The following is a 23,080-nucleotide window of genomic DNA, read 5'->3' as shown; positions in this document are numbered from 1 at the left end:
TTTTACAGCAATTTTCATTTCAATAGGATGACAGCATCAGGGTTGAGGTTATGGCAAAACCCCAACATCATCGTTAAATAGTTGCAAGAAGCCAGACTTTTTTTGTCCTATTGAGAACGCTGTCAGACATAAAAAATAAATAATTAGGTCAAAGAGGTAAGCAAATGCCATCAGTCTTTTCACAAACTCAGCTTTGTGAACAGCTCACGATTGTTTTGGATCAGAAGCTGCCAGATAGGGAACTGCAATCATGTTTAGGGGCAGTAGAAATCCTAGAACCACCCACGGCGAAACAATTCTGGCATTCCACACAGGCAAAAGCCGGAATATATTTAGTGCTGATGGGAAAAGTCAGATTGCTAGATAGTGCGGATAACTTAATTACTACCCTGTCTCCAGGGACATCCTTTGGTGAATTAACTCTGTTTCCAGCAGAGGATTTTCAACCCTACTCTGCGAGAGCTTCGGTAAACTTAAAGCTGGGTTTTCTACCACAAGCAACATTGCAAACATTAATTGCCAAATATCCTGGTATTGGCGATCGCCTATTTGCCCGTGCCGAACTCTGGGATCTGCTGTTGTTGTGTCGTCAGCAACCACAACTGACCAATAATAGCTCCTCTGAGGAAATACTTAAAGCTTTGTCCCTATTTGCACGAGAGGATTTAGATATTGGCTCAATTAACCCCCAACTCTGTCAAGGGAGTAAAGTATGGTTGCTATATCGAGGAGAAATAGAAAATTCCTCTGGTAGGAAGTTGACTAGTGGAGATATCTGTGCAGACATCCTCGATAATCATTGGCAGGTAAGGCAACCAACAGTTATTTACCGCTTAAAACATGAGAATTGGCAAGCTGCAATCCAACATTTACCCGCTCTGGCAATTGATTACTTACCCCCTAGGGAATCGGAGGTGAAAACATCCCCCACAGCCAAAGTCATTCCCTTTCCTTCCCAGACTCCCCTAACTCCACCAGCAAAAAAACGCTCAGTCTATTTTCCCAGTCCGACAGTTACAGTGGGGCATTGGTGGGGCAAGTTAACCCATCGCTATCCCTTCTTTGAGCAACAAAGTGCCTCCGATTGTGGAGCCGCTTGTTTGGTAATGATTGGTCGCTACTGGGGCAAGCAACTGAGTGTAAATCGGCTGCGGGATTTAACTAATGTCAGTCGCAGTGGAGCATCCTTGCGTGCCCTGGCAGCTGCCGCAGAAAGCATTGGTTTTGCTACCCGTCCAGTCAAAGCCAGTCTGGATAAATTAGCTCAACAACCTTTACCGGCGATCGCCCACTGGGAAGGGAAACATTTCATCGTCGTCTATGAAGTCAGCAAAAAATGGGTAATTGTCGGCGATCCCGCCATTGGACAACGCCAGTTAACCATTGGGGAATTTAAAGCTGGGTGGAATGGTTATGCTTTGCTATTGCAACCCACAGCCCTATTACAACAAACCCCAGAGACAAGTTCTGGATTCTGGCAATTTTTTGATTTAGTCAAACCCCATACAATTGTTCTCCTGGAAGTTTTTCTAGCTTCGTTATTGATTCAGATATTTGGACTGGTGACACCCCTATTTACCCAATTACTATTAGATAGGGTGATTGTTCAAGGCAGTACTTTAACCTTAAATACGGTCGGTTTGGGGTTACTAATTTTTGGCTTGTTCAGTGTTGCCATGAATGGGCTGCGGCAATATCTCCTAGATCATACTGCTAACCGTATTGGTATTGCTTTGATGGTCGGTTTTATTAAACATACCTTTCGTTTACCCCTGTCCTTTTTTGAATCTCGTTATGTCGGTGATATTGTTTCCCGTGTCCAAGAAAATCAAAAAATTCAACGTTTCCTCACCGGAGAAGCATTATCTATTGGTTTAGATTTACTCACAGTATTTGTCTATGTGGGATTAATGTTTTGGTACAGTTGGCAAATGGCGCTACTTTGCTTGACAATTGTGCCACCATTTGTATTACTGGCATTAATTGCCACACCTTTTTTACGACGCATTTCTAAGGAAGTATTTAACGCCTTAGCTGAAGAAAACAGTTATCTGATTCAAAGTTTGACGGGGATTAGCTCGATTCGCTCCATGGCGATTGAACAAACTGTGCGCTGGCGTTGGGAAGAACTATTAAATCGTTTGATTAAAAAGACATTTAAAGCCGAGGTAATTAGTAATCAGCTTCAGGTATTTAGTTCTACAATTCAAACAGTGGTGACAACTGGCTTGCTATGGTTTGGGGCATGGCTAGTGATTCAAAGTCAGTTGACAATTGGGCAATTAGTTGCCTTCAATATGTTGTTAGGAAATGTCATTAACCCTTTTCAAAGATTGATAGTTTTGTGGAATCAATTACAGGAAGTCATAGTTTCTACGGAACGAATTAATGATGTTTTAGAAGCAGAGCCAGAGGAAGATTTACAAAATAAACCCCGACAATCCTTGCCCCGATTACGTGGTCATATTATTTTCGATAATGTCACCTTTCGTTATCATCCAGAAAGTGATATTAATGTACTAGAGAATCTGAGTTTTGAAATCAAACCTGAGCAAACAATCGCCGTTGTTGGGCGTAGTGGTTCGGGAAAAACAACTCTATCAAAATTGATTTTGGGCTTATATTTACCCACCGATGGCAAAGTTTTAATTGATAGTCAAGATATCACCAGTATTTCCCTGCGATCGCTACGTTCTCAAATTGGTGTAGTTGATCAAGATACTTTTCTTTTTGGTGGCACCATTCGGGAAAATATTGCCATTGCTCACCCAGAAGCTAGCTTGGAAGAAATCATGACTGCTGCTGATTTAGCGGGAGCAGATGAGTTTATTAAGCAATTACCTATGGGTTATGAAACCCAAATTGGTGAAGGAGGGGGAATGTTATCTGGAGGACAAAGACAAAGATTGGCGATCGCCCGTGCTTTATTAGGAAATCCCCGTCTATTGCTCTTGGATGAAGCCACAAGTCACCTCGACTCGGAATCTGAACGCATCATTCAAAAAAACCTGAAAACTATTCTCCAAGGACGTACCAGCGTGATTATTGCCCATCGTCTTTCCACGGTACGTAATGCTGATTTGATTTTAGTTTTAGATCGTGGTGTCCTCGTTGAAAGTGGTTCCCATCATCAATTAATCAGTAGAAAAGGTCACTATTACTATCTGAATCAACAACAATTGGCGCAAGGTGAATGATTGAGGAGTCAGGAGTGAGGAGTAATGAGTAATGAGTCATGAGTGAGGAGTGAGGAGTCAGGGAATAGTTTTTCAATATATAAGATGGGGCATTCCAGATTTGTAATTTTTTTAGCTTCTAGCCCGCGTTCTAAAATCAGGGAACAAGATGCTTAAATACAAATTGTATTGTTAAAAAATTGGGATTTCACCCATCAATATTAGCCCATTTAAATTCATAAAAGCTGGTGATTATATATGCCGGAATTAAATACATTTAGTCAAGAAGAACAGCAAGAAAATAGTGAATTAAATCCTCATATACAGGAAGAAAAGGAAGCTCAAGACTGGTTTTATGGTACTGAAGAACTTCTAGATGCTTTACCCAGACGTTGGACGCGCTCTTTTCTCTATTTTCTGGTGATATTTGCCGCGATCGCCCTACCTTGGACAATGTTCTCAAAAGTTGATGAAACAGGCAATGCTAGAGGACGTATTGAACCCAAGGGAGCCACACAAAAGTTAGATAGTGCGGTGGGTGGCAGTGTGACAGCAGTCAGGGTAAAGGAAGGTGAAGTTGTGAAAGCTGGACAGGTTTTAGTTGAGTTAGAAACTGATGTTTTGCAAACAGAATTGCAACAGGCACAAACTAAGTTAGAAGGGGAAAAAAATCGCTTAGAGCAATTAGTATTACTGCAAAATCAACTACAATTATCAATTCGTGTGCAAGAGCAGCAAAACAAAGCTCAAGAATTAGAAAAAATTGCCCAAGTCAATCAAGCAAAACAAAATCTCAATACCAAGCAGAGTAACTATAATTTACAAAAATTAGAGAAGAAAGCTTTAGTCAGTCAAGCAAAGCAGCAAATTAATACAGCTAAAGATGAGCAACTATCGGCTGCCAGTCGTTTGCAAATAGATACAAGACAGGTAGAACGTTTTAGTAAAATTGTTCAGGATGGAGCAGTTTCAGAAAATCAAGTTGATCAACTCAGAAAAGAAGCCCAGGAAAGCAAACGACAGTATGAAAAATCCCAATCTGATTTCAAACAAGCACAATTACGTTTAAATGAAGAATTGAGCCGCTATCAGACAACTATCAGTCAATTAGAATCAGATATTAAACAAGCAAAGTTACAACTACAAGAGCAACAAAGCAGTTATCAAAGTTTAGTTCAAGGCGGCAAATTGACTCTCTTAAAAAGTCAAGAACAATTAAAAGACTTACAGGGACAAGTAACTACACTACGTTCGCAAATTGCCCAAAGCACTAGTCAAGTAGTCTCCTTAAAGCTCCAAATAGGACAACGAATCTTGCGATCGCCCATTGATGGGACAATTTTTGCTTTACCTGTTTCTAAACCAGGTGCAGTGGTTCAACCAGGGCAAATGGTAGCACAAGTTGCTCCCAAGAATACTGCTTTCATCCTCAAAGCACAAATGCCTAGTCAACAAAGTGGTTTTTTGAAGAAAGGAATGCCAGTAAAAATTAAATTTGATGCCTATCCTTTCCAAGATTATGGAGTATTAACAGGGCAAATTAATTGGATTTCCCCAGACTCAAAAATTCAAGAAATCAATCAAGGTAAAATAGAAATATATGAGTTAGAAGTGACTTTAGATAAGTCTTACCTACAAGCAGAAAATAAACGTATTTCTCTCACCCCTGGTCAAACAGCTACCGCAGAAGTGATTATTCGTCAGCGCCGAGTGATTGATTTTATTCTTGACCCATTCAAGAAACTACAAAAAGACGGTTTGCAACTGTAATTTACTGTCATTTAATATAGGATTAGCATTTATTCCTTAATCTATCATTATGACAGATTTATGAAAATTCTTCAAGTATTTACCACGTCATTAACTCTGTTATTAAAAACTAGATAAGAGGAAAATAAAAACTTAGCATGAATCCTATAGCATCTTTTTTTGTCATGCCATACAATATTAATTAGGTAAGAGGTGAAGCAAGATAAATGGCAAAAAAATAATCTTTTGCTGTTAAATAATTTCCACAAAAAGTAAATTTATCTGCTGAACAATTTGAGGAATTGTGTCATGTCTAAAACCTTAAGTGTTTCTAGTATAGATATTCTCAATTACATTAAAGTTTCCTGCCAAATGCCTGGAATATTAGAGGCGATCGCCACTCAAAAAGTTATTACAGAAACTGCCTCAGAAATGGGAATCATCATTGACTCTGAGGAGTTACAACAAGCCGCAGATAACCTGCGATTAACTAATCAACTTCTCAAAGCAGAAGATACATGGGTATGGTTAAAAAAACATTATCTTTCCCTGGATGACTTTGAGGAATTAGCCCAAACCAACCGACTTTCGGCAAAATTAGCGAGTCATTTATTTGCTGATCAAGTCGAACCATTCTTTTATCAAAATCAACTGGACTACACCGGAGCAGTCACCTATGAAGTGATTTTAGATGATGAAGATTTAGCTTTAGAATTATTTTATGCATTGCAGGAAGGGGAAATAACTTTTCCAGAAATTGCTCGTCAATATATTGACAATCCGGAATTGCGTCGTGCTGGAGGATATCAGGGTATTCGTCAACGTCACGACATGAGACCAGAAATTGCCGCAGCAGTTTTTGCTGCCCATCCACCACAAATTCTCAAGCCAATTATTACCCCCAAGGGAGCGCATTTAATTTGGGTAGAAGAAATCATTAAACCAGAATTAGATGAGCAACTTCGTGGTCAAATTTTAGGAGATTTATTTACAAATTGGCTAAAACAACAAGTTGAGCATATAGAAATTACTACACAATTTGATGGAGATAGTTCGCCTCATCAGAAAATTACAAAATCAAGCTCCCATCAAGCAGCATAAGTATAGAAATTAGCACTCCCGTGAGTTGTAAAATCAACCCTTCTCGCTAGGGAGGAGGGTTCTCAATAGGGAAAGTGAGGTTGTATATAAATTGTTCGGTAAATACTATAATCAGGGGTAAAGCTCATTGCTCAACCCCTCAATATCGATTAAATTAATAATTAATTTTCTCTAATCTCGTTTTCTAATCATGGGAGTGATTTGCCTGGGGACTGTACAACCAAATTTCAAACAAAGAGTTCATAATTTGTTCTCTGACTGCTTGATTCAATTCCGTAGGAAACCACTTTTCTACTCGAAGAATGTGATATCCCAATTTGGTTTGTATCGGACCAATAATTTCCCCTGTTTCTGCGTTGCTTAGAGATGCGATAATCTCCGGTGCAAGTTCTACCAAATATTGAACACCTACAAAACCACCGTTTTCACGGGACTGTTTCCCCAGGGAATATTCCAAGGCTAAACTACAGAAAGAAGCATTTTTTTCCCGTAAATTATTGATGATTTTAGTCGCGATCGCCAAGTCTGTAACCAAAATTTGCGATAGTGCTACCCGTCTGTAGCGATCGCGGTCAGAAATGTAAGCACCATCGACTGAGAGACCAAACAGATGCTCTTTCAACTTTTTTTCTAACAATGCAACTTTAATCCCCTCTGACCATTCTTCCACAGTAATACGTTGCCGTTGCAACCAGGTCATGGTTTCTGCGTTTCCCCATAGCTTCCGCTCCAAGCGAAAAGCATCGCCGGCAGTTTGCCATTCATCATCTGATATTTCAATTCCTAAATGGTTGCAATGGTTTATAACTAATGCTTCCCGTTCCGTAGCAGCAGCGATTTCTGCAAACCTGGCAGAGCGACGCAGATATGCCAAAATTTCCCTATCGGTTGCGGGATGGATTTGTACCGCTTCCTGGGATAAATCTGTGATTTGTTGTAATTGGTCTGTCATGATTTATTGATATTAAGGTTCAAAGAAATTTTTATCTAGTCAGGAGGAGGCGATCGCGGGGAATTTCCCCAGGTGAGATACGGTTGCGATGTAAATCACCGTAGAGATTCAGATAGTCAATTTCCTCAGGGGTAAGTTTGCCTTTTTGTACACCCTGAATTGCTGCATCTATATGCTCACGGGTTTGCCAACCAGCTAATGCGACATCTACAGAGTTTTGGCTTAAGGAATAGCGGTATAAATCGGGGACTGAGGGTTGCCAGCATCCGGATGGTAGACTAGCTGGAGGTTCCCAGAGAGCGCCAAACATCCCTGCGGATTTAAAGGTGACAATTCCCGGTCGATGGGGATCATTGACATTTAAATAGGGAAAAACCTTTCTTTGGGCAGTCCGATGGGCTACGTTATGTCGCACCATGACAACATCCAGTAAAGGACTATCTAACCATTGTTTGGCTAAGTCATGGTCATGGAAAGAAGCACCAATATAGCGAACTGCACCCATTTTTTTCAGCTTCTCGGAGATACCAAACATTCTTTCGATTTGACGCTGAGTGACTGTATTGGGACCACGAATATCATCTGAAGCATTGACACATTTCTCGAAAGCGGGATGATTATGCTCATCAATCCAACCCCAGAAAAATACATCAATATAGTCAATTCCCAGGTCAACAAACTGGTCAAAGAGGTAGGTAAAAATTGTATCTGGTGTCCTAATCATGTAACTGACTGTTGCCAGAACTACCTTTTCCCGAATTGAGGAACCGCGTCCGCATAATTGCCGCAGAGCAGGGCGCATGGAACTATAAAGATATTGATGCAAATCGCTGGAGTAGAAGAAATAATTGATACCTTGGTCAAAGGCATAGAGGGTATCTTCACTGGAAATATGACCACCACCACCCAATCCTAAACAGCTGACAGTCAGGTTAGTTCGTCCCAGTTTGCGGTAAAAAGGTAAATCCGATGGGATAAATCTACTATTAGCCAGAGCAAGCTCATCTGCTGTGGTGAGTTGCGGCTGCATATCTGGAGCTAAATTGGTAATTTTCATAACTCTAAAGCTAAGTAAATATCCTCGGAATTCGCATTAAGATAAGGACTGTGAATGTCAATTCCTAGGGAGTCAAATTGTTGCAGAATAGATACCATCCGAGCTTCTGGGGAGGTTTCCTGACGTTGCCAAGCGTCTAATAAACCATTGGCGACTATTTGACAGCGATTCATCCCAAAGCTTTCTTTTTCGCCAAATTTTTGGTCTGGTTCTTCGGCGATCGCCAACCCTGGTGCTAATACCTTAGTAAATAAAGGCACTTCGGTCTGAAAGTGAGATTGGTGTTGTGCATACACCCTTGCTAGTACGGGGTGAACAATGTCATAGTTGTTCTTGTCAAAATAAAGCACTGCTGAGTCATAACGTCCATAATCCGAGGGGTTATACAGAGCTTTAAAATTGAAAGGAATAGTGATATCGTTCAATTGCTGAGTCAAGCTTTCCATGACTGCAACCACACCATCAGTTGTCAAATTGAAATAGACTCGGACTATATTTTCACCACTATAGGAACCAAAATTACTGACTGCCATATAAAAGCCATTTTGTACCAAGTTTTTTGGCAGTCGAATCGCCACTTCATCCCCAACTTTTGCTGATTCATCCTGAGGTTGTAGATGTTTTTGACGATCAATATATAGAGTTAAACCACCCTTGTGTACTGCTAAGGAACCATATGTTTCTGCTTTAATTACCAACCAATTGGGGCTAAAATATCCTTTGCCTTTGTTACTTTCATGGAGACGGTTATAAAACACCATATCCACTCCCAGAAAGGTGTTATTTTCTAAATTTTGGTTGACTGTTAAATTAGTTGTTTCTCCATCTAGTGCTAAGGCACGTTTTAAGGAACCATTGTAATAGATGCCATAGAGAAAATGGGAGAGTTGAGCATTAATATATTTATCTTGGACATCTGAGGGCAATTGTTGAAAACGTGGGATTGTCTCATCCGGTAATTCTAAAGGTTTGTAGTCAGGATGAGTGATAGAATATCTCGATTCAATTTGAATTTTATTAACTATATCTTCTAAGGAATTTTGTAATTCTGCGGAAATCGTTTGTTTGGGTAGTGAATCAAGTAGTTGCATAGGTTAAAATTAGATAATAGATATTATTGTGACACGGCTAAAATGGTATAATAGGTAAGCTTTTGAGTTACGCAGTCTTCGCCTTTGCAACTCAAAAGAATATTTCATCATTTGAGCATTGCCACGCCACTACTTGTCTTACCCTGATTGTGATTGAGATGATAGAAAAAACTTGTTTTCCTTCCCTTTTAAGCGCTCACAGGTGATAAAGTTTTAGAAGTCAACTCTGATACTTGCATACCAAAAACAGTTGCCATCGATGCTTCTGGACGACATAACAAAGACTTAGCTACTTGCAACATACATACACCCGTATTACCAAACGTTTTTTGATATTGCAAAGTTGATTGGATGGCAATAATTAAATTCCAACCAGCAAATTGTACGACTCTCTGTAAAAAATCAGGGCGATGTTGTAAGATTTCTGGGAAGTTTTGGAGATAAGCGATCGCCAAGTCAGCAATCGACGGTTGTAATAATTCTAGGGGTGTTGTTGCTATCCGTAAAGATTCATCAATGCTCATGGTTTTGCTGGTAATCATACTACCTAACCAGATATGGAGATAACTCCCAATCAGCGTTCCTAAATCAAATGCTGGATCACCCCAACTACACCTTTCCCAATCAATTAATCGTATCGTACTATTGCCCATAGCTTGCTGCCAATCATCGGCTAAAAGAATATTATTTAGCTTTAAGTCGTTATGTGTTAGGCAACTAGGTTTTAAGGATGCTCCCAGTTCAGCGATAGCTTGACCTAAACTATCATACCTTTGATAGAGAGCAAAAAATTTCAGCCCATCCGCAGGAACCGCACCAAAAACTTCTGGAGTAATTCTTCCAATATCTTCCACTAAATGGGTGACAACGGCTTGATTTTCTGAAGATGAGAGGAAAAAATTCGCATAGTCTTGATGATTGTAAGTTAGGCTATGAATTTTGCCTAAAATTATACCAATAGCTGAGGCGATTTCTCCAGGGAAAATGTTTTCTTTCCCATAGAAAGCCATGACATCTTGATAATTATCGAGATAATTAAAAACAATAATGGAATCATCTGGATTAAAATGAATTCCTTCTGATATCCAGTTCCGTATCTGACTTAATTCGGGAAATTTTTGTAGAAACTCCTGAATTTGCCATTCTCGCAAGAATTCACCAGATGTTTTTCCTTCTGGGTTCATAGGTTCTTGCTTGACGAGAAATTTCTGCTCGTCTCCTACATTTACTAACAAGTTAAAGTTTTTGGCGTACTTTTGCTCTATTTTGGGATTACCCTGTACTGTGGATAAATTCAGAGTCACAAGGTAATCGAAGACATTTTCCGAACTTAAGATAAATGCCATAAGCTTAATTTAAAAAATTATATTTCACGATGCCAAGACACAATGATAAAACAGAGGTTTATCACGAATCATGGGGCAGATTATCATTGTACTTATTAAGTAAATTGGGCAAACCAAATCAGATGTGTCTTGACTTTGTCCATATATTTATATTGAGACGAATCTAGTTAATCAGTCAAGGTATCAGAAGTATTCTTTTAGACATAATTAAGAGAGATATGTCTGAAAAATTTCTGAAAAATTTCTCCAGCCAAAAAAACTCTATATCACTTGAGTTTTGATAGTAATGGTGAATTGACTTTTTTTGATACCTGAGCGCAAAGTATAGCGAAAATAATTTTTTGACCAAACAACACGCTTAGTTGTCAATACAATACCAGCGCTGACAGTTACTTGACTGATAATTAATCCTCCTAAAAAATCTCCGCTTTCTGCTTCTGATAATTCACTAATAAAACTCTCATTATCATCAAACAAATCTGCACCAGGTGGACGAAGTTGTACAATTCTGATGATTGACATTGAATATCAACCTCCATGTATGATTACGACGACAAAGCTTTAAAACTAAAATTTGTGTATCACGCTTTTAGTTTCTAAACTGATACCAACAGAGTATGTATATTTACTCTCAACGAGACTGCGACTTAATAAAGTTGGATATATCAGGGTTGGATAGGATAAGTTAGTTTTAATTAAAGTGAATATAATGAGTGATTTTTCACCACCTTGAATGTTGTTGACTCCTTCTTCAGTAAGTTCATCCAGAAAACTTTCTGAGTCATTGAATAATTCTGAACCAGCAGAGGGTAGTTCCGCAATCTGAATAAAAGCCATGATAATTTACCTCACTCAAAATTTGATTTTCAGGTGATATTACAAATTTTGGATAATGATTCAGGGGATAATAAATACGATATATACGTCATTGATGATGATTTATTAAAGGTAATTTTTGCTGCAAAACTCGCATATGATATTTTTACTTTCTCCTAAATCTCAACAGCTTTGAGAATGCAAAAATACATTGAGTTTACTTGATTGTTACTCTTATGTGTCTACACAATGACATATTTATTATAATTGACAAAAAAAGTTTAACTCAATAAAAATAAGTTGCTCTCAGTACTAGTAGTATCGAATTCTATGGATACTTCTGGGATAAAAAGATTATTGTCGGCTGATATCATCCCAATACTATAAGTAACTTGACTGACAATTGCCTCCCCTTCTCCTCCTATTATCTTGGTGATATCTTGATGTGTGAGTTCATTTAGGAAGGTTTCACTGTCATCAAAAAATTCTTTACCAGATAGATGCAGATTGGTAATTTTGATATGAGACATCTGAAGAATCCTCAATATCTTGGTTGTTTGATAGGTGCTTAAACAAAAATATTTTCTTGTCTGAAGCACCTAAATATTTAGCTGAGATAAAAATATTTATTCTAGAGGTTGCCTTGGTGAGAGGAAAGCTGACAGAATAAACTTATGGAGGTGACTAACCTCCTGTGACAAAGGAAAATGTATTTAAAGAAAAGCCATTAGATACACTAGCTTGACTAATTACCTCAATCACACTTGTAATAACAAACTTATACTTATTTTTTTTACCTCCCATTACCAGCATTTCCTGATCATTTAGCTCATTAAGATAGCTTTCTGAGTCTTGAAATAGTTCAGAACCAACGGGATATAGTTCAGAAATTTTAATTGTAGACATATGCCAAATCTCCTCGTAAAAACTAACTGGGAAATAACTCAATCAGAGCGAAATTCTCCGATTGAGTCGAGCAAATACATTAATTATGCTTAGTTACAGTCTTTCTATTTTTTAAAGAAAGAGTATCTGTAGTCATTATTCTGAGAAACAACAGATTTTGTCAAAATGGAAATACCAACAGAAATTGATGCTTGGCTGATGACTGAAGCAACTGTATTGTTATAACCGCCGCCAGCGATCGCCATTTCTTGCTCACCTAATTCGTTCAAAAAGCTTTCGGAGTCTTGGAACAATTCAGAACCAGCAGGACGGAGTTCAGAAATTTTGATGAAAGCCATGATTTTTCTCCTTAAACAAAAGTTATTTCAGGAAGCTTTGTTTGGGAATTAAACTTTGTTTTGTTTAACTCTTGACTTCATTCTTCATGAATAAACGAGTAAAATCAAGCTTTTTCAAGACTCTTTCTAGACACAAGCAAGGGTTTTATGTCTCTAATTACTCGAATGGATAGGCAATTGATTTATGTATATTGAAACTGCTAGAAATCAGGATTTACATAACCTGCGCTCTTTCTTCATAGTTAAAGATAACTAAGGAAAAATCAATGTTTCATAGCTGTTTTTACAGACATTACTCAAGGTGTTTTGTCTTTTCAGTTCATCAGAATCAAGTTCTCAAAAAAAAGAGCGGTACTCTTCAAATTACCTCTCATTTGTAAATCTATCTTATGGTAGATATATTTGATATCTTGCAAGCACCCAAATCAAGCTATATCTAAGATTGCTCTAGTCTGCGTTGTGCCATAATTAATAACTGCTGTGCTTCCTTGTATGCAGTGGTTCCTGGTTTCACGGTTTTGAGTTTAGTGATGATACCTTGAATTACCGCTTTGAATTGTTGGCGATCGCCAGGAGGATTAGCAATGATTCTTTGAATATCCTGGTTTGCGGTGCTGAGAATTTGCTGGGATTCGCTTTCCATGGTTTTGCGAGTTTGCACAATTCCCAAGTTAGTTTTATAGATTGCGAGTAATTTCTGTGCTTCTAAATAATTGGCTTGACTTACTTGAATATTTTCCAATCTTCTGATGGCTTCTGACCATAATTTTTCCACCTGTTCCCATTTTGCTGTAGGGTGGGGTGGTTTTTGAGACATTTGTGCAGCTTGCATGGCAAATAATTTTGCTGCTTCAATTAAGGAACCTGTTTCTAACTTACCCGTATCCCCGGTGGTAATCTTACCTAAATTTCGCTGGGATGCTTGTAATTTGGTGGTTGCGTTTCTACCTGCGAGGGTTTCCCTAGGAATTTGTGATAACTTATCCATGGCAGTTTCCATGGTAGCGATCGCCTGATTTTTCTGCTCCACATCCTTTGCAGATTCATACTGCTGCTTTGCTTGATTTAAATCATCTGTCGCTGTTTCTAAGAGTTTAAAAGCATTTTGCTCTTGAAAAATCTTGGCTTCCATCCGTGCAGTGTTTTTCCGTGCAGTTTCAAACTCATCCAGGGTAAATTTCCAGGTACAGGTAAACCAACGACAATACACTTGGGGGTAGTAACCTAGAAACCACACGGGTAAATTACTCAGGTGCTTTTGTGCTTCCTTAACTTTGGTTGCACCCAGTTCAATATCAGCCTGACTTGTAGCTTTATTTACCAATTGGTCAGCTTGCTCGACGGAATTTATTGCCCCTCGATAACTGCTATCCATATTGATATAACTGGGAAGTAGCAAAATGGGAGCCGTGCGCGCCACGGGGTAACGAATCATGGGATATGGTAAATTTAATACCCAAAGTACCCCAGTAGCACCACCACCCAAAAGTATTATCCACTTGATTTTACTGAAAATACCCGGCGGACGATTGGCTTTGACTGCTTGTTTGAGAGCGCGATCGCTAAATTGGGGATAGGTATCTATTACCGTTTCCCGCAATTCCTCATAGGTGACGGGATTTCCTTCCTGCTGGCGTAGTCTTTCCCAGCGTTTGAGAACTATTTGCTTTTCAATTTGGCTAATTTGACTATTACCAGCGCATTTCTGCAACTCTGCATAGAGAATTTCAAAGGAACGTTTATTCAGACGAGACATAAAAATTTATAAATTTTGCACAATTTTATTAAACTTATTGTTCCCGTCTGTGTTATGAGAATCTCAACCAGCAGCAGCAAACACCTGGTTCGCAGTCATGGCTAACTTACCCACCTTTGCTGCTCTGTGACTTTGGTTACAGGTAAGGGTAGGGGTGAGAGGGTGTTAGGGGCAAATAGTTTTTCCATTTGATACAAATTAGGTAAACTTCCACACAGCAACATCTGGTCAAGAACACGGATATCGGTGCTGCCTTCAGGAACGCGGATATATTTACCCTCACGGCGCATAGCTTGAATTGTCACACCATAATCTTGACGAATATTTAATTCTGCCAAGGTCTTACCTAATACCAAACAATCCTTACTCACCGTCACCCATTGACAAGCATGATTCTCGTCGGGAACAGCGACTTGTCCCTGGGCAAATTCTGCTAGCGCTGCCAGTTCCTCTGCTGCACCCACAACCAGGAGGCGATCGCCCTTTTCTAGTTTGACTTTGACATCGGGATAGTCGATTTCTTCCCCGGAAGTCCGCAGAATTGCCATCAAGCTCACCCCAATTAAATAGCGCATATCTGTTTCTTCCAGAGTCATGCCAATCAGGGGAGAATTATCTGGCAGAGTATACCAACGTTTATTTAAATCTTGGGTTGCTTGGTGCAGGTTGCGGGAAATTTCCGAGGCAGTTTGTTCGGGACGTAAATCCAGGTAGTGACGGTTACGAATCTCTTGCATTTCTCGCTGTACTACCATGGAGGAGACACCCACATCGGTGAGAATATGTGTCACCATTTCCAAACTGGCTTCAAATTCTGGCTGTACGACTTCCCGCGCTCCTAATTGGTAGAATAGCTCAATATTTTTATCATGGTTTGCCCGCACCACTATATCTAATTCGGGATAGAGTTCCAAAGCTCGCTTCAGACATAAACGGGTACTCATGGGATCTGGAAGGGCGATCGCCATCCCCTTCGCTTCTAAAACTCCAGCTGCTTCTAATACATGAAAGCTGACACAGTTTCCGTATACGTAGGGCACTCCCGCTTCCCGTAACTGCTGAATCCGGCTCTCTGACTGGTCAATTACCACCAGGGGAACTTGGTGCTGTTGCAGAAGTTTGACAACATTTTTACCCACCCGTCCGTAACCACAAACAATGATGTGATTCTGCACAGGTAAATCCTCAGATGCTCCCAAGGGTTGCCCTTCCACACTCAAATAGGGTTTTAACCATGGCATGGATTCTGCCCAATCAAATAAAATTGGTACTAACCGTAATACAAAGGGAGTCAATACCAGGGTGACAGCTGTCGTACCCAAAATTAATAAATATATGCGTCGGGAAACTAACCCTAAAGTTTGCCCCTCACTGGCTAAAACGAAGGAAAATTCCCCAATCTGCGCCAAACCAAACCCCGCAATCAGGGCAGTTTTCCAGGGATAACGGAATAACTTTACCAGGGGTGTGACGATTAAAAACTTGCCAAGGAATACCAGCGCCACTAATCCCAGAATTAATTCTAGGTTATTCCATAGGAACACCGGGTCAATTAACATCCCAATGGCAACAAAAAATAAACTCGCAAAAATATCCCGTAGGGGTTCGACATAGGTGAGGGTTTGGTCAGAATATTCCACCTCTGATATCATTAACCCAGCGACAAATGCCCCCATTTCAATGGAGAGTCCCAGGTATTCCGTCAGCAGGGCAATTCCTAAACATAATGCCACTACCCCCAATAAAAACAACTCTCGGCTTTCCGTTCTTGCCAAAAGCCGCAATAGGGGCGGTATCAACCACTTCCCGGCAACCACTGCCCCCACAGCAAATAAACCGATTTTTGTCAAGGCTGCCAGTAGAGCAATCCCGATGGCTTCCCCTGGTTGGTGGAGAGCCGGCAGAACTGCTAACATCAAGCCCAATGCCAAATCCTGCACCACCAAGATACCCAGCATTACCTGTCCGTGGGGTGTTTCCGTCTCGTTGCGTTCCATCAAGCATTTGAGGACAACGGCGGTGGAAGACAGGGATAATATACAACCGAGGAAAACCCCCTTAGCTGGGAGCGCTCCCCAAGCACCGGTGACACCACATACCAGTACCGTTACCAAAATCGTCAGGGCAATTTGTAAACCACCCCCACCGAGGGCGATCGCCTGGACTTTTTTCAGTTCCGAGAAGGAAAATTCTACCCCTAGGGCAAATAATAAAAAGGCGACACCAAACTGTGCTAGTGTCTCCACCTGAACAAGTTCTTTTATTAAACCTAACCCCGTCGGTCCGACAACCATACCACCGATGAGGTACCCCAACAGCACCGGTTGCCGCAACAGCGCCGCCAACAGTCCCCCGCAGGCAGCTACAGCTAGTACTGAAACTAAATCAATAATTAAACGAAAATCTTCCTGCACGGTTTTATGAAAACGATTGTTAAGACCTATTAAGAAATAGTCTAACGTTTTGCGACTGTCTGTACACTAGGCGATCGCTAATTTCATCAACGGGGAATGGGGCAAGATCCCCAACTTTTTTAACCAGTCGGGGATAGGGGGGACGATTACACTCCTACGAGTTTTTCACTCAAATCCCACATTCTCACAGCTTTTTCGTCATCCCGTGCTTGGGGGGAAACTCTCTGAACAAAGGACTTACCGTCTTTTTTCTGGCGGTTGCCCCAACTAAAATAAGCCCCAGATTGTTTGTACTCTGGATCGGCAATCACTTCGGCAACTCGTTCCCCGGCTAATTCCTGGGAAACATAACCACCGGTGATATTTTTTTGGAACCAGGGGAAAAGCTTCTGGAACAGAGGATAATGATTGCGGAACAGGGGAGTATCTGCCACGCATCCGGGATAGAGAGAGCTAAAGGTAATTCCTGTGGATTCGTGGTAACGACGGTGTAGCTCGCGCATCGTCAACACGTTACAGACTTTACTATCTTTATAAGCTTTGACGGGTTCAAACTTCTTACCATCAGCCATGGTGACGGGTGCTTTAAAACCAGCCGCAAAACCTTCAAAATTGCCTAAATCGGGACGAGGGGGAATTTTTCCGCCCAATTCATCGGGGTTGTGGGTGACAGTTCCCAGAATTACCATCCGGCGATCGCTATAGGAAGATTTCTTCATATCCTCCAACATCATGTGACACATGAGAAAATGCCCTAGATGATTAGTTGTCATTGTCAACTCGTAACCCTCTGGACTCCATAGCGGTTCCTTAATCAAAGGCATATAAATTGCCGCATTACACAATAAAGCATCCAGAGACTTGCCCGTTGCCCGAAAATCGCTGACAAACTTCCGCACACTGTCTAAAGAACCCAGGTCGATGTGTAGAATCGTGTAGCTATCCTGGGGTATACCCACTGATTTCGCCGCATTCTCTGCCTTGGCTAAATCCCGACAAGCCATAACGACGTGCCATCCCTTCTTGGCAAGCGCTTTCGCTGCATACAAACCTACTCCAGAAGAGGCTCCTGTAATTACACACGTTGGCTTCTGATTCTGTGTCATTTTCTTAAAACTACGTTAATCATCATTATCATTGTTTACATATTCTCATAGGAGTGAACCAATAGACTCATTTTTCTCAGCGTTTTTACTCGTTACAAATATTAAGAAAAGTTGCGATCGCCATACAGCATCCATCAAGAAATCTAGACAGAAAACATAGATAATCATATAGGAATCTAGTTGTTAGGGAAAAATCCGGTTTATTGAGTTCCGGTTTAGCTCAAATTTATCGTTTTTTTGGCAAAATTGATTCAGGACAAATTACACAATTCTTGTTTCTTGTACTATAATAGTAGTATAATCAGAAAAGAGTCCCATGAGCCAAATAAAATTGAGTAGAATCTTTTCAATTTATCTCTTTCCTTATCAGCAGAAATAGCAGAATACTCCAATTTTGATTTTGGTTGATAATCGAGATTCGTATTTTTGTTTTCTCTTCAAAATTTCAGATTTTCTCTCAGATTTAGGCAATACAAATATCTATCATTTTCAATATAGAGGTGAGCCCATGATATCGATTCTAGAACTCATCGAAATTCTCAATCAAAATCACCAACACATTCTCATCAATCTGCAAGCATTACAAGCTAACTACCACAGAATAGCTCTCAAACGGCATACGAAAGTAGACAATTTGCAAACAGAATATATCGACAAAAGTGACTATGTAAATATCGTGGGTTTTGTCATATCTCAAAAAAAAGCCAATATTAATTTACTGATTAAACGACGGATTCAACTTATAGAGGGAGGCAATCAGAAGCTTGATATTGCGGGTTTGTTAATCAATGACTTACATTCCTACAATAGTTACACCATTATCGCGGATGGCTTAGTTCACATCAAATTCTTAAAAATTAAAATCAGCAGCCAACAAGTATTTGCACAGTTGAAACAACGTCGAATTATCACAGGAGATACCTTTGATTTTCGTCGAGAATACACCATAAATCTGGAGAGATTTCCCTTACTTCCAGAAAATTATCCATATCCCCGTCTCTCAGGTGTGTTTCTCCCCCTTGCAGAGATGAAAATTATGGCAAGTATTCTAGCCGCACATCTCAAACAGGAATCAGATGTATTTGTCAAAGAACAGTTAGCAGATTTAGGTAATTATCATTTATCTAAAAATCTCTACCTGAATTTGCCTAAAGCCATTGATACTAGTAGTGGTAAAATAGATTCTCACTTAAGTTATGTTGTAGATATTGGGAATTCACAGATTCTTAATCTCAATAAAATCCCTTCTGCCAATCAGTTTTTAGCCCGATACTATCTGGCAGAAAATCAATATGGTGAGATAATCTCCCCTACTAAATTTGCTCTGACATGGGATGATAATATCTATTTTCAACCCAAACCCTCCTCCCCTCGGCGCAAATTCACTGCGATAGATGGAATCATGAAACCCATTTTTGATGACTTCTTGGGTTTAAGTAATCAGGGAATAATCGCGCGGATTTTAACTTCCGTGGGTGCAGATAGCTTGCTGCATTTGCTCACAGCAAAACATAGTGGGAAGACTCTCAACCACTGGGAATTAGTTTCAGCAATGACTTTTGCTCATGCACAATTACAAAAGGAAATTCAGAATATATATCGGCGAAAAATATCTCCCCTAGTACTTTATCTGCGTTCCCAGGGGAAACTACCAGAAGGTATGAACTGTCAAGAAATGGATGCTCAGAGCTTGCAAGCGCAATATCCTGATTTACAAATATCTAATGATGAAAAGTTAGGATATTTTTATCTAGTTGACGACACAATTATCAGTGTATATCCCCAGATAAGTTTCTATCAAATAGATGACAGGTCTAACCATCAAGAAATGCAACAGATTGCTAGTTAATCAGATGATATGGTAGCAACCATCTTGGCTAGAACATAGTACTTGCCTCAAAGGCAGCAGGAAAAGGAGAATTACGGCAATTTCGTGAAAAATGTGTTTATCAACTGTCTTGCTATCCGAAAAGACGTGTATGATACAGGAAAATTAACGTAACTTAACAATGGTAGAACGTCCAATCAAAAAGTCAGATCGTCAGCCACAAGCCGATGGTGATTCTGGCAACTCAGACTTTAAACGTGCGTCTGAATCTAACTCCAAAGGTGCTGCCAGAGGTGGCGATAGAGCTGATCGCTCCTTCGGCAAGGGTAGAAAATCCCAGGAAGCCTCTGGCTCCGCTTCTCCAGTCAATCCCGCTTTGGCACGTCCTCCCAAACAGCCTAAACCACAGCCTAAGGTGGTAGCAGAGGTGGAAGTGGAAGAACAATCCCAGCCGATTTCTGAAGAATCTCAAGATTCTAATCATGACAGTTAAGCTATTTTAGCTCAACCAGTAATCTCACACCAAGTCTACGTCATAACTATTCATCAGCGATCGCCCGGAGTTTAGAAGTAAAAGACTCGGTGCGATCGCTCATTTCTGGGGTGAATTGTTCAATGGGTGGATGAATGACTGTAGGTAGGGGGGGTTCGGGAGATAGGGAAATCGGGGGAGGTGGGGGAGTTGGAGGAATATAGGTTTCTTCCTGTTGCCTAACTTGGGCTAAAAGTATGGATGCAGCAGCGATCGCCTGTAAACTTTCCGGGTATTTGCTGCATATTAACCGCTCAAATTCCATATTAAAATGAAACGTTGCCTGTTCCCGACGTTGCCACAATCTTAATATTTGTTGTACAGAAACTGCTTTGTAACGTCCTTGATACAGCGCCTCAATGACAGCTAAGTGTAACCACTCAACCGGATATTGTTCCTGCCAATAGCTAACCAGCTCACTGGCACTGTAGCCACTGAGGTCAAAACTATAGTGAATTAATAAGGCTTTTGCTAAGTCAACAGTATTTCTTAACGTCGGTGTCGGCGTGTAACTGGTGACTGGTGACAATAGGACTAAATTTGACTCCCGTTGCATATAGCCTGCCGTGGTGTGTGCCATTAGTTAGCAGATATCAACCTCTTGGGGGAATTCAAAATTGAAAATTTAAAATTCTTCTTTCAGAGGAGCTACGCTAAGCAAAATTCAAAATTAACATCGAGCCTAGTGGGAATGTTAAGTTTTGGTGATGTCTGCTTTTTTATACCCTATATTTCACACCCTACCTCCTACCGCATTGTTTGTAAATACTGTCACTTTGATGATTATTCTACTTGGCAAATGCTAAAGGGGAAACTATGTAGGGAGAATTTATTGCTGAAACCCTACCAATTGCCACTAATGCTTGGTAAATCATGGCAGCTACTTCACCACGGGTTGCTTCCTTGGTGGGTTGAATTTGCTTGATATCGGGATAGTTGACGACAATTCGCTGGATGGTAGCAGTGGCTACAACTGTACGGACTGATTCCGGAATGTTTGTGCTATCACTATAGGTCAGTACTGTGGTATTAGCTGCGGGGGGTAGGGAAAGCCCATTCACCAAGGAAACTATCACCTGGAGGCGCTGGACATTTTGTTGGGGGCGAAAAGTGCGATCGCTAAATCCACCGACAAATCCACCCCGTGCTGCTTGCTGAATCGCCCTATATGCCCAAAAACTCTGGGGAACGTCGCTAAATTCCACCCCAGGGCGCTTGGGTGAGGGGTTCAAGGCTGTGGCGACAATATTGGCATAATCTGCCCTGGACATGGGTGTATCTGGTCGATAGCTACCATCCGTGAAACCACGGGTTATATTCATACTTGCCAGGGCGCGAATGAAGGGTTCTGCCCAATGTCCAGTTAAATCGGTGAAGGAGGAAATATCTTGGTCAGGGGTGACAATATAGGGTGAAAATACTGGTTTTTGTTGACTATTTGCTACTAATGCTTGGTAGATGAGGGCGGCAACTTCTGCCCTGGTGATATCTCTGAGGGGTTGCAAATGGTCTGTTTGGGGATAGTTGGTAATTAATAATTTTTCTGTGGCAATGGCTACAGCTTCGTAGGCGTAACTGGGAATTTGGGAGCGATCGCCATACATTGTCAACAAATTCTGATTCCCACCCCGCCATTGTAAGCCGTTGACTAGGGAAACAATTGCCTGAATTCGAGTTAAATTTTGTCCAGGACGAAAGCTGCCATCCGGGAATCCACTGATAAAACCCATGGCTGCCGCCTTGTAAATTGCCTTGGCTGCCCAAAAATCCGGCTTGATATCCGTAAAGTTACTGATTTTGTTTTTTTCTGGTATCTGAAAAGTCTTAGCAATCACTGCCGCATATTGGGCACGATTGATGGCAGATTCGGGGGCAAAACTACCATCGGGCATTCCTGTCAGGAAACCTTGACTTACGAGCGCCTCGACAAAAGCCGTTGCCCAGTGTCCCATCATATCAGGCATGGTAGTGCTAACCGTGACCGTAGGATTCCGAGCTTCCGTGGTGGCACTGAATTCCACTGCACCCTTAACTAAGCTGGGATTGAGGCTATTTCCCGCAGACAGCAGCTTGTCAGAGGTGGCATTTTGAATATCAAATTGTCCATTGTTGCGAAAAACATTATTGGCAGGTTCTTGGGTACTACCAAGGTCAGGTTGGGCATTACCATTGACTAGTAAACCACCTTGGAAATTATTCTCCAGTAGATTTTGCCGCAGTACAGGGCGAGCATCACGGGAAAGGGCGATCGCAGTTTTATTATCAATAAATTTATTGCTGACAAGTAGGGGAGCGGAGGTATCACTAATTGCAATTCCCATGGGATTTTGTCGAAAGAGATTCCGCAGAATTTCCCCCTTACTACTACGTGCCATGACTAACCCACTAGCACCATTATTGACAAAAACATTATCTGTAATACTGGGTTTCGCCTTGCCCGTCACGAATATTCCTTCCCGCCCACAATTGCTAAAAGTATTATTTGCTAAGGTAGGTAGAGTTGATTCCACCCAGATAGCAGTCCCTTTATTAGTGCTATTGCTAACAGTCACTCCCATGAGGCTAGAATCACCTAGGAGCAAAATAGTGACATTTTGCACACCAAAACTCAGACTTTCATATTCACCACTCCCAGAGATGAGAATTCCTTGACCTTTGGTAGCTTCGTTACCTACTACCATCACCCCACTGGGAACTATCAGGGGAAAAACCTCACCATTGGCAGTACTGTAAGTTCCTGGTGCGAGTTGAATAAATTTTGTACCTTTTCCTCCTTGTAAAGCGCGGGTAAGGGTTTTGTAGGGACGGGAACGGGAACCGGAATTGATATCATTACCGATTTGGGGATTAACGTAAATAGTAGTAACAATATTGACCATTGAGATTTAAGATTTGAGATTTAAGATTTGATA

At 40.7% G+C, this 23,080-nt stretch carries 19 protein-coding genes; 5 read left to right on the top strand and 14 right to left on the bottom strand.

Translation table 11 applies throughout. The features are described from left to right. Nucleotides 1-164 precede the first annotated feature (164 nt). From IJ00_RS03740 to IJ00_RS03730, 3 genes are all read left to right on the top strand, one after another. Nucleotides 165-3,197, top strand: a complete 3,033-nt coding sequence (locus tag IJ00_RS03740; protein ID WP_035150202.1) for a peptidase domain-containing ABC transporter — start codon at nucleotides 165-167, stop codon at nucleotides 3,195-3,197. A 237-nt stretch (nucleotides 3,198-3,434) separates the two neighbouring features. Further along, nucleotides 3,435-4,946: an HlyD family efflux transporter periplasmic adaptor subunit gene (locus IJ00_RS03735; RefSeq protein ID WP_035150200.1), complete on the top strand. Its 1,512-nt coding sequence runs from the start codon at nucleotides 3,435-3,437 to the stop codon at nucleotides 4,944-4,946. A 288-nt stretch (nucleotides 4,947-5,234) separates the two neighbouring features. After that, nucleotides 5,235-6,026 (top strand): peptidylprolyl isomerase, encoded by a 792-nt coding sequence (locus tag IJ00_RS03730; protein WP_035150197.1) that lies wholly within the window; start codon nucleotides 5,235-5,237, stop codon nucleotides 6,024-6,026. 184 nt (nucleotides 6,027-6,210) lie between these two features. On the opposite strand, the gene IJ00_RS03725 is transcribed toward IJ00_RS03730, so the two are convergent. The 12 genes from IJ00_RS03725 to IJ00_RS03670 form a co-directional block, all read right to left on the bottom strand. After that, a complete protein-coding gene (locus IJ00_RS03725; protein WP_035150196.1) occupies nucleotides 6,211-6,978 on the bottom strand; it encodes a peptidylprolyl isomerase in 768 nt (255 codons plus the stop codon). Between the two features lie 31 nt (nucleotides 6,979-7,009). Further along, nucleotides 7,010-8,035, bottom strand: coding sequence for an aldo/keto reductase (locus IJ00_RS03720; RefSeq protein WP_035150193.1), 1,026 nt, complete (start codon nucleotides 8,033-8,035; stop codon nucleotides 7,010-7,012). Then, nucleotides 8,032-9,126, bottom strand: a complete 1,095-nt coding sequence (locus IJ00_RS03715; protein ID WP_035150190.1) for a T3SS effector HopA1 family protein — start codon at nucleotides 9,124-9,126, stop codon at nucleotides 8,032-8,034. The genes IJ00_RS03720 and IJ00_RS03715 overlap by 4 nt, the downstream gene beginning before the upstream one ends. 188 nt (nucleotides 9,127-9,314) lie before the next feature. Continuing rightward, entirely contained in the window at nucleotides 9,315-10,472 is a 1,158-nt protein-coding gene (locus IJ00_RS03710; RefSeq protein ID WP_035150187.1) for a phosphotransferase, read from the bottom strand. A 261-nt stretch (nucleotides 10,473-10,733) separates the two neighbouring features. Next, nucleotides 10,734-10,994, bottom strand: coding sequence for a hypothetical protein (locus tag IJ00_RS03705; protein ID WP_035150185.1), 261 nt, complete (start codon nucleotides 10,992-10,994; stop codon nucleotides 10,734-10,736). 45 nt (nucleotides 10,995-11,039) lie between these two features. Next, entirely contained in the window at nucleotides 11,040-11,309 is a 270-nt protein-coding gene (locus IJ00_RS03700) for a hypothetical protein (protein WP_035150182.1), read from the bottom strand. A gap of 260 nt (nucleotides 11,310-11,569) precedes the next feature. Further along, nucleotides 11,570-11,818, bottom strand: coding sequence for a hypothetical protein (locus IJ00_RS03695; RefSeq protein WP_035150179.1), 249 nt, complete (start codon nucleotides 11,816-11,818; stop codon nucleotides 11,570-11,572). 154 nt (nucleotides 11,819-11,972) lie between these two features. Beyond that, nucleotides 11,973-12,194 carry a hypothetical protein gene (locus IJ00_RS03690; protein ID WP_035150177.1) on the bottom strand — a complete coding sequence of 74 codons (222 nt, stop codon included), beginning with the start codon at nucleotides 12,192-12,194 and terminating at the stop codon, nucleotides 11,973-11,975. 104 nt (nucleotides 12,195-12,298) lie between these two features. Further along, nucleotides 12,299-12,532: a hypothetical protein gene (locus IJ00_RS03685; RefSeq protein ID WP_035150174.1), complete on the bottom strand. Its 234-nt coding sequence runs from the start codon at nucleotides 12,530-12,532 to the stop codon at nucleotides 12,299-12,301. A gap of 436 nt (nucleotides 12,533-12,968) precedes the next feature. Continuing rightward, a complete protein-coding gene (locus IJ00_RS03680; protein ID WP_035150171.1) occupies nucleotides 12,969-14,288 on the bottom strand; it encodes a hypothetical protein in 1,320 nt (439 codons plus the stop codon). A gap of 101 nt (nucleotides 14,289-14,389) precedes the next feature. Then, nucleotides 14,390-16,702, bottom strand: a complete 2,313-nt coding sequence (locus tag IJ00_RS03675; protein WP_035150168.1) for a cation:proton antiporter — start codon at nucleotides 16,700-16,702, stop codon at nucleotides 14,390-14,392. 146 nt (nucleotides 16,703-16,848) lie between these two features. Next, nucleotides 16,849-17,808, bottom strand: a complete 960-nt coding sequence (locus tag IJ00_RS03670; protein WP_035150165.1) for a protochlorophyllide reductase — start codon at nucleotides 17,806-17,808, stop codon at nucleotides 16,849-16,851. A gap of 508 nt (nucleotides 17,809-18,316) precedes the next feature. Here IJ00_RS03670 and IJ00_RS03665 point away from each other — a divergent pair. Together IJ00_RS03665 and IJ00_RS03660 are read left to right on the top strand one after the other, a co-directional pair. After that, a complete protein-coding gene (locus tag IJ00_RS03665) occupies nucleotides 18,317-19,657 on the top strand; it encodes a hypothetical protein (RefSeq protein WP_046814949.1) in 1,341 nt (446 codons plus the stop codon). 160 nt (nucleotides 19,658-19,817) lie between these two features. Beyond that, nucleotides 19,818-20,129 carry a hypothetical protein gene (locus tag IJ00_RS03660; protein ID WP_035150162.1) on the top strand — a complete coding sequence of 104 codons (312 nt, stop codon included), beginning with the start codon at nucleotides 19,818-19,820 and terminating at the stop codon, nucleotides 20,127-20,129. A 46-nt stretch (nucleotides 20,130-20,175) separates the two neighbouring features. Here IJ00_RS03660 and IJ00_RS03655 read toward each other — a convergent pair whose 3' ends face one another. Together IJ00_RS03655 and IJ00_RS03650 are read right to left on the bottom strand one after the other, a co-directional pair. Continuing rightward, nucleotides 20,176-20,724 (bottom strand): hypothetical protein, encoded by a 549-nt coding sequence (locus tag IJ00_RS03655; protein WP_035150160.1) that lies wholly within the window; start codon nucleotides 20,722-20,724, stop codon nucleotides 20,176-20,178. Between the two features lie 232 nt (nucleotides 20,725-20,956). Next, on the bottom strand, nucleotides 20,957-23,047 hold the full coding sequence (locus IJ00_RS03650; RefSeq protein WP_035150157.1) for an S-layer homology domain-containing protein: 2,091 nt from the start codon (nucleotides 23,045-23,047) through the stop codon (nucleotides 20,957-20,959). Nucleotides 23,048-23,080: the final 33 nt, after the last annotated feature.

It is taken from the genome of Calothrix sp. 336/3 (assembly GCF_000734895.2).
GTDB lineage: Bacteria > Cyanobacteriota > Cyanobacteriia > Cyanobacteriales > Nostocaceae > 336-3.
This window is presented reverse-complemented; position numbering and strand designations above follow the sequence as displayed.

Bases quoted from the DNA above. Each gene is read 5' to 3' on its own strand.
- IJ00_RS03650 (WP_035150157.1), bottom strand. From the start codon at position 23,047: ATGGTCAATATTGTTACTACTATTTACGTTAATCCCCAAATCGGTAAT.
- IJ00_RS03700 (WP_035150182.1), bottom strand. From the start codon at position 11,309: ATGGCTTTTATTCAGATTGCGGAACTACCCTCTGCTGGTTCAGAATTA.
- IJ00_RS03720 (WP_035150193.1), bottom strand. From the start codon at position 8,035: ATGAAAATTACCAATTTAGCTCCAGATATGCAGCCGCAACTCACCACA.
- IJ00_RS03740 (WP_035150202.1), top strand. From the start codon at position 165: ATGCCATCAGTCTTTTCACAAACTCAGCTTTGTGAACAGCTCACGATT.
- IJ00_RS03655 (WP_035150160.1), bottom strand. From the start codon at position 20,724: ATGCAACGGGAGTCAAATTTAGTCCTATTGTCACCAGTCACCAGTTAC.
- IJ00_RS03710 (WP_035150187.1), bottom strand. From the start codon at position 10,472: ATGGCATTTATCTTAAGTTCGGAAAATGTCTTCGATTACCTTGTGACT.
- IJ00_RS03695 (WP_035150179.1), bottom strand. From the start codon at position 11,818: ATGTCTCATATCAAAATTACCAATCTGCATCTATCTGGTAAAGAATTT.
- IJ00_RS03690 (WP_035150177.1), bottom strand. From the start codon at position 12,194: ATGTCTACAATTAAAATTTCTGAACTATATCCCGTTGGTTCTGAACTA.
- IJ00_RS03680 (WP_035150171.1), bottom strand. From the start codon at position 14,288: ATGTCTCGTCTGAATAAACGTTCCTTTGAAATTCTCTATGCAGAGTTG.
- IJ00_RS03735 (WP_035150200.1), top strand. From the start codon at position 3,435: ATGCCGGAATTAAATACATTTAGTCAAGAAGAACAGCAAGAAAATAGT.
- IJ00_RS03725 (WP_035150196.1), bottom strand. From the start codon at position 6,978: ATGACAGACCAATTACAACAAATCACAGATTTATCCCAGGAAGCGGTA.
- IJ00_RS03670 (WP_035150165.1), bottom strand. From the start codon at position 17,808: ATGACACAGAATCAGAAGCCAACGTGTGTAATTACAGGAGCCTCTTCT.
- IJ00_RS03660 (WP_035150162.1), top strand. From the start codon at position 19,818: ATGGTAGAACGTCCAATCAAAAAGTCAGATCGTCAGCCACAAGCCGAT.
- IJ00_RS03685 (WP_035150174.1), bottom strand. From the start codon at position 12,532: ATGGCTTTCATCAAAATTTCTGAACTCCGTCCTGCTGGTTCTGAATTG.
- IJ00_RS03705 (WP_035150185.1), bottom strand. From the start codon at position 10,994: ATGTCAATCATCAGAATTGTACAACTTCGTCCACCTGGTGCAGATTTG.
- IJ00_RS03730 (WP_035150197.1), top strand. From the start codon at position 5,235: ATGTCTAAAACCTTAAGTGTTTCTAGTATAGATATTCTCAATTACATT.
- IJ00_RS03665 (WP_046814949.1), top strand. From the start codon at position 18,317: ATGATATCGATTCTAGAACTCATCGAAATTCTCAATCAAAATCACCAA.
- IJ00_RS03715 (WP_035150190.1), bottom strand. From the start codon at position 9,126: ATGCAACTACTTGATTCACTACCCAAACAAACGATTTCCGCAGAATTA.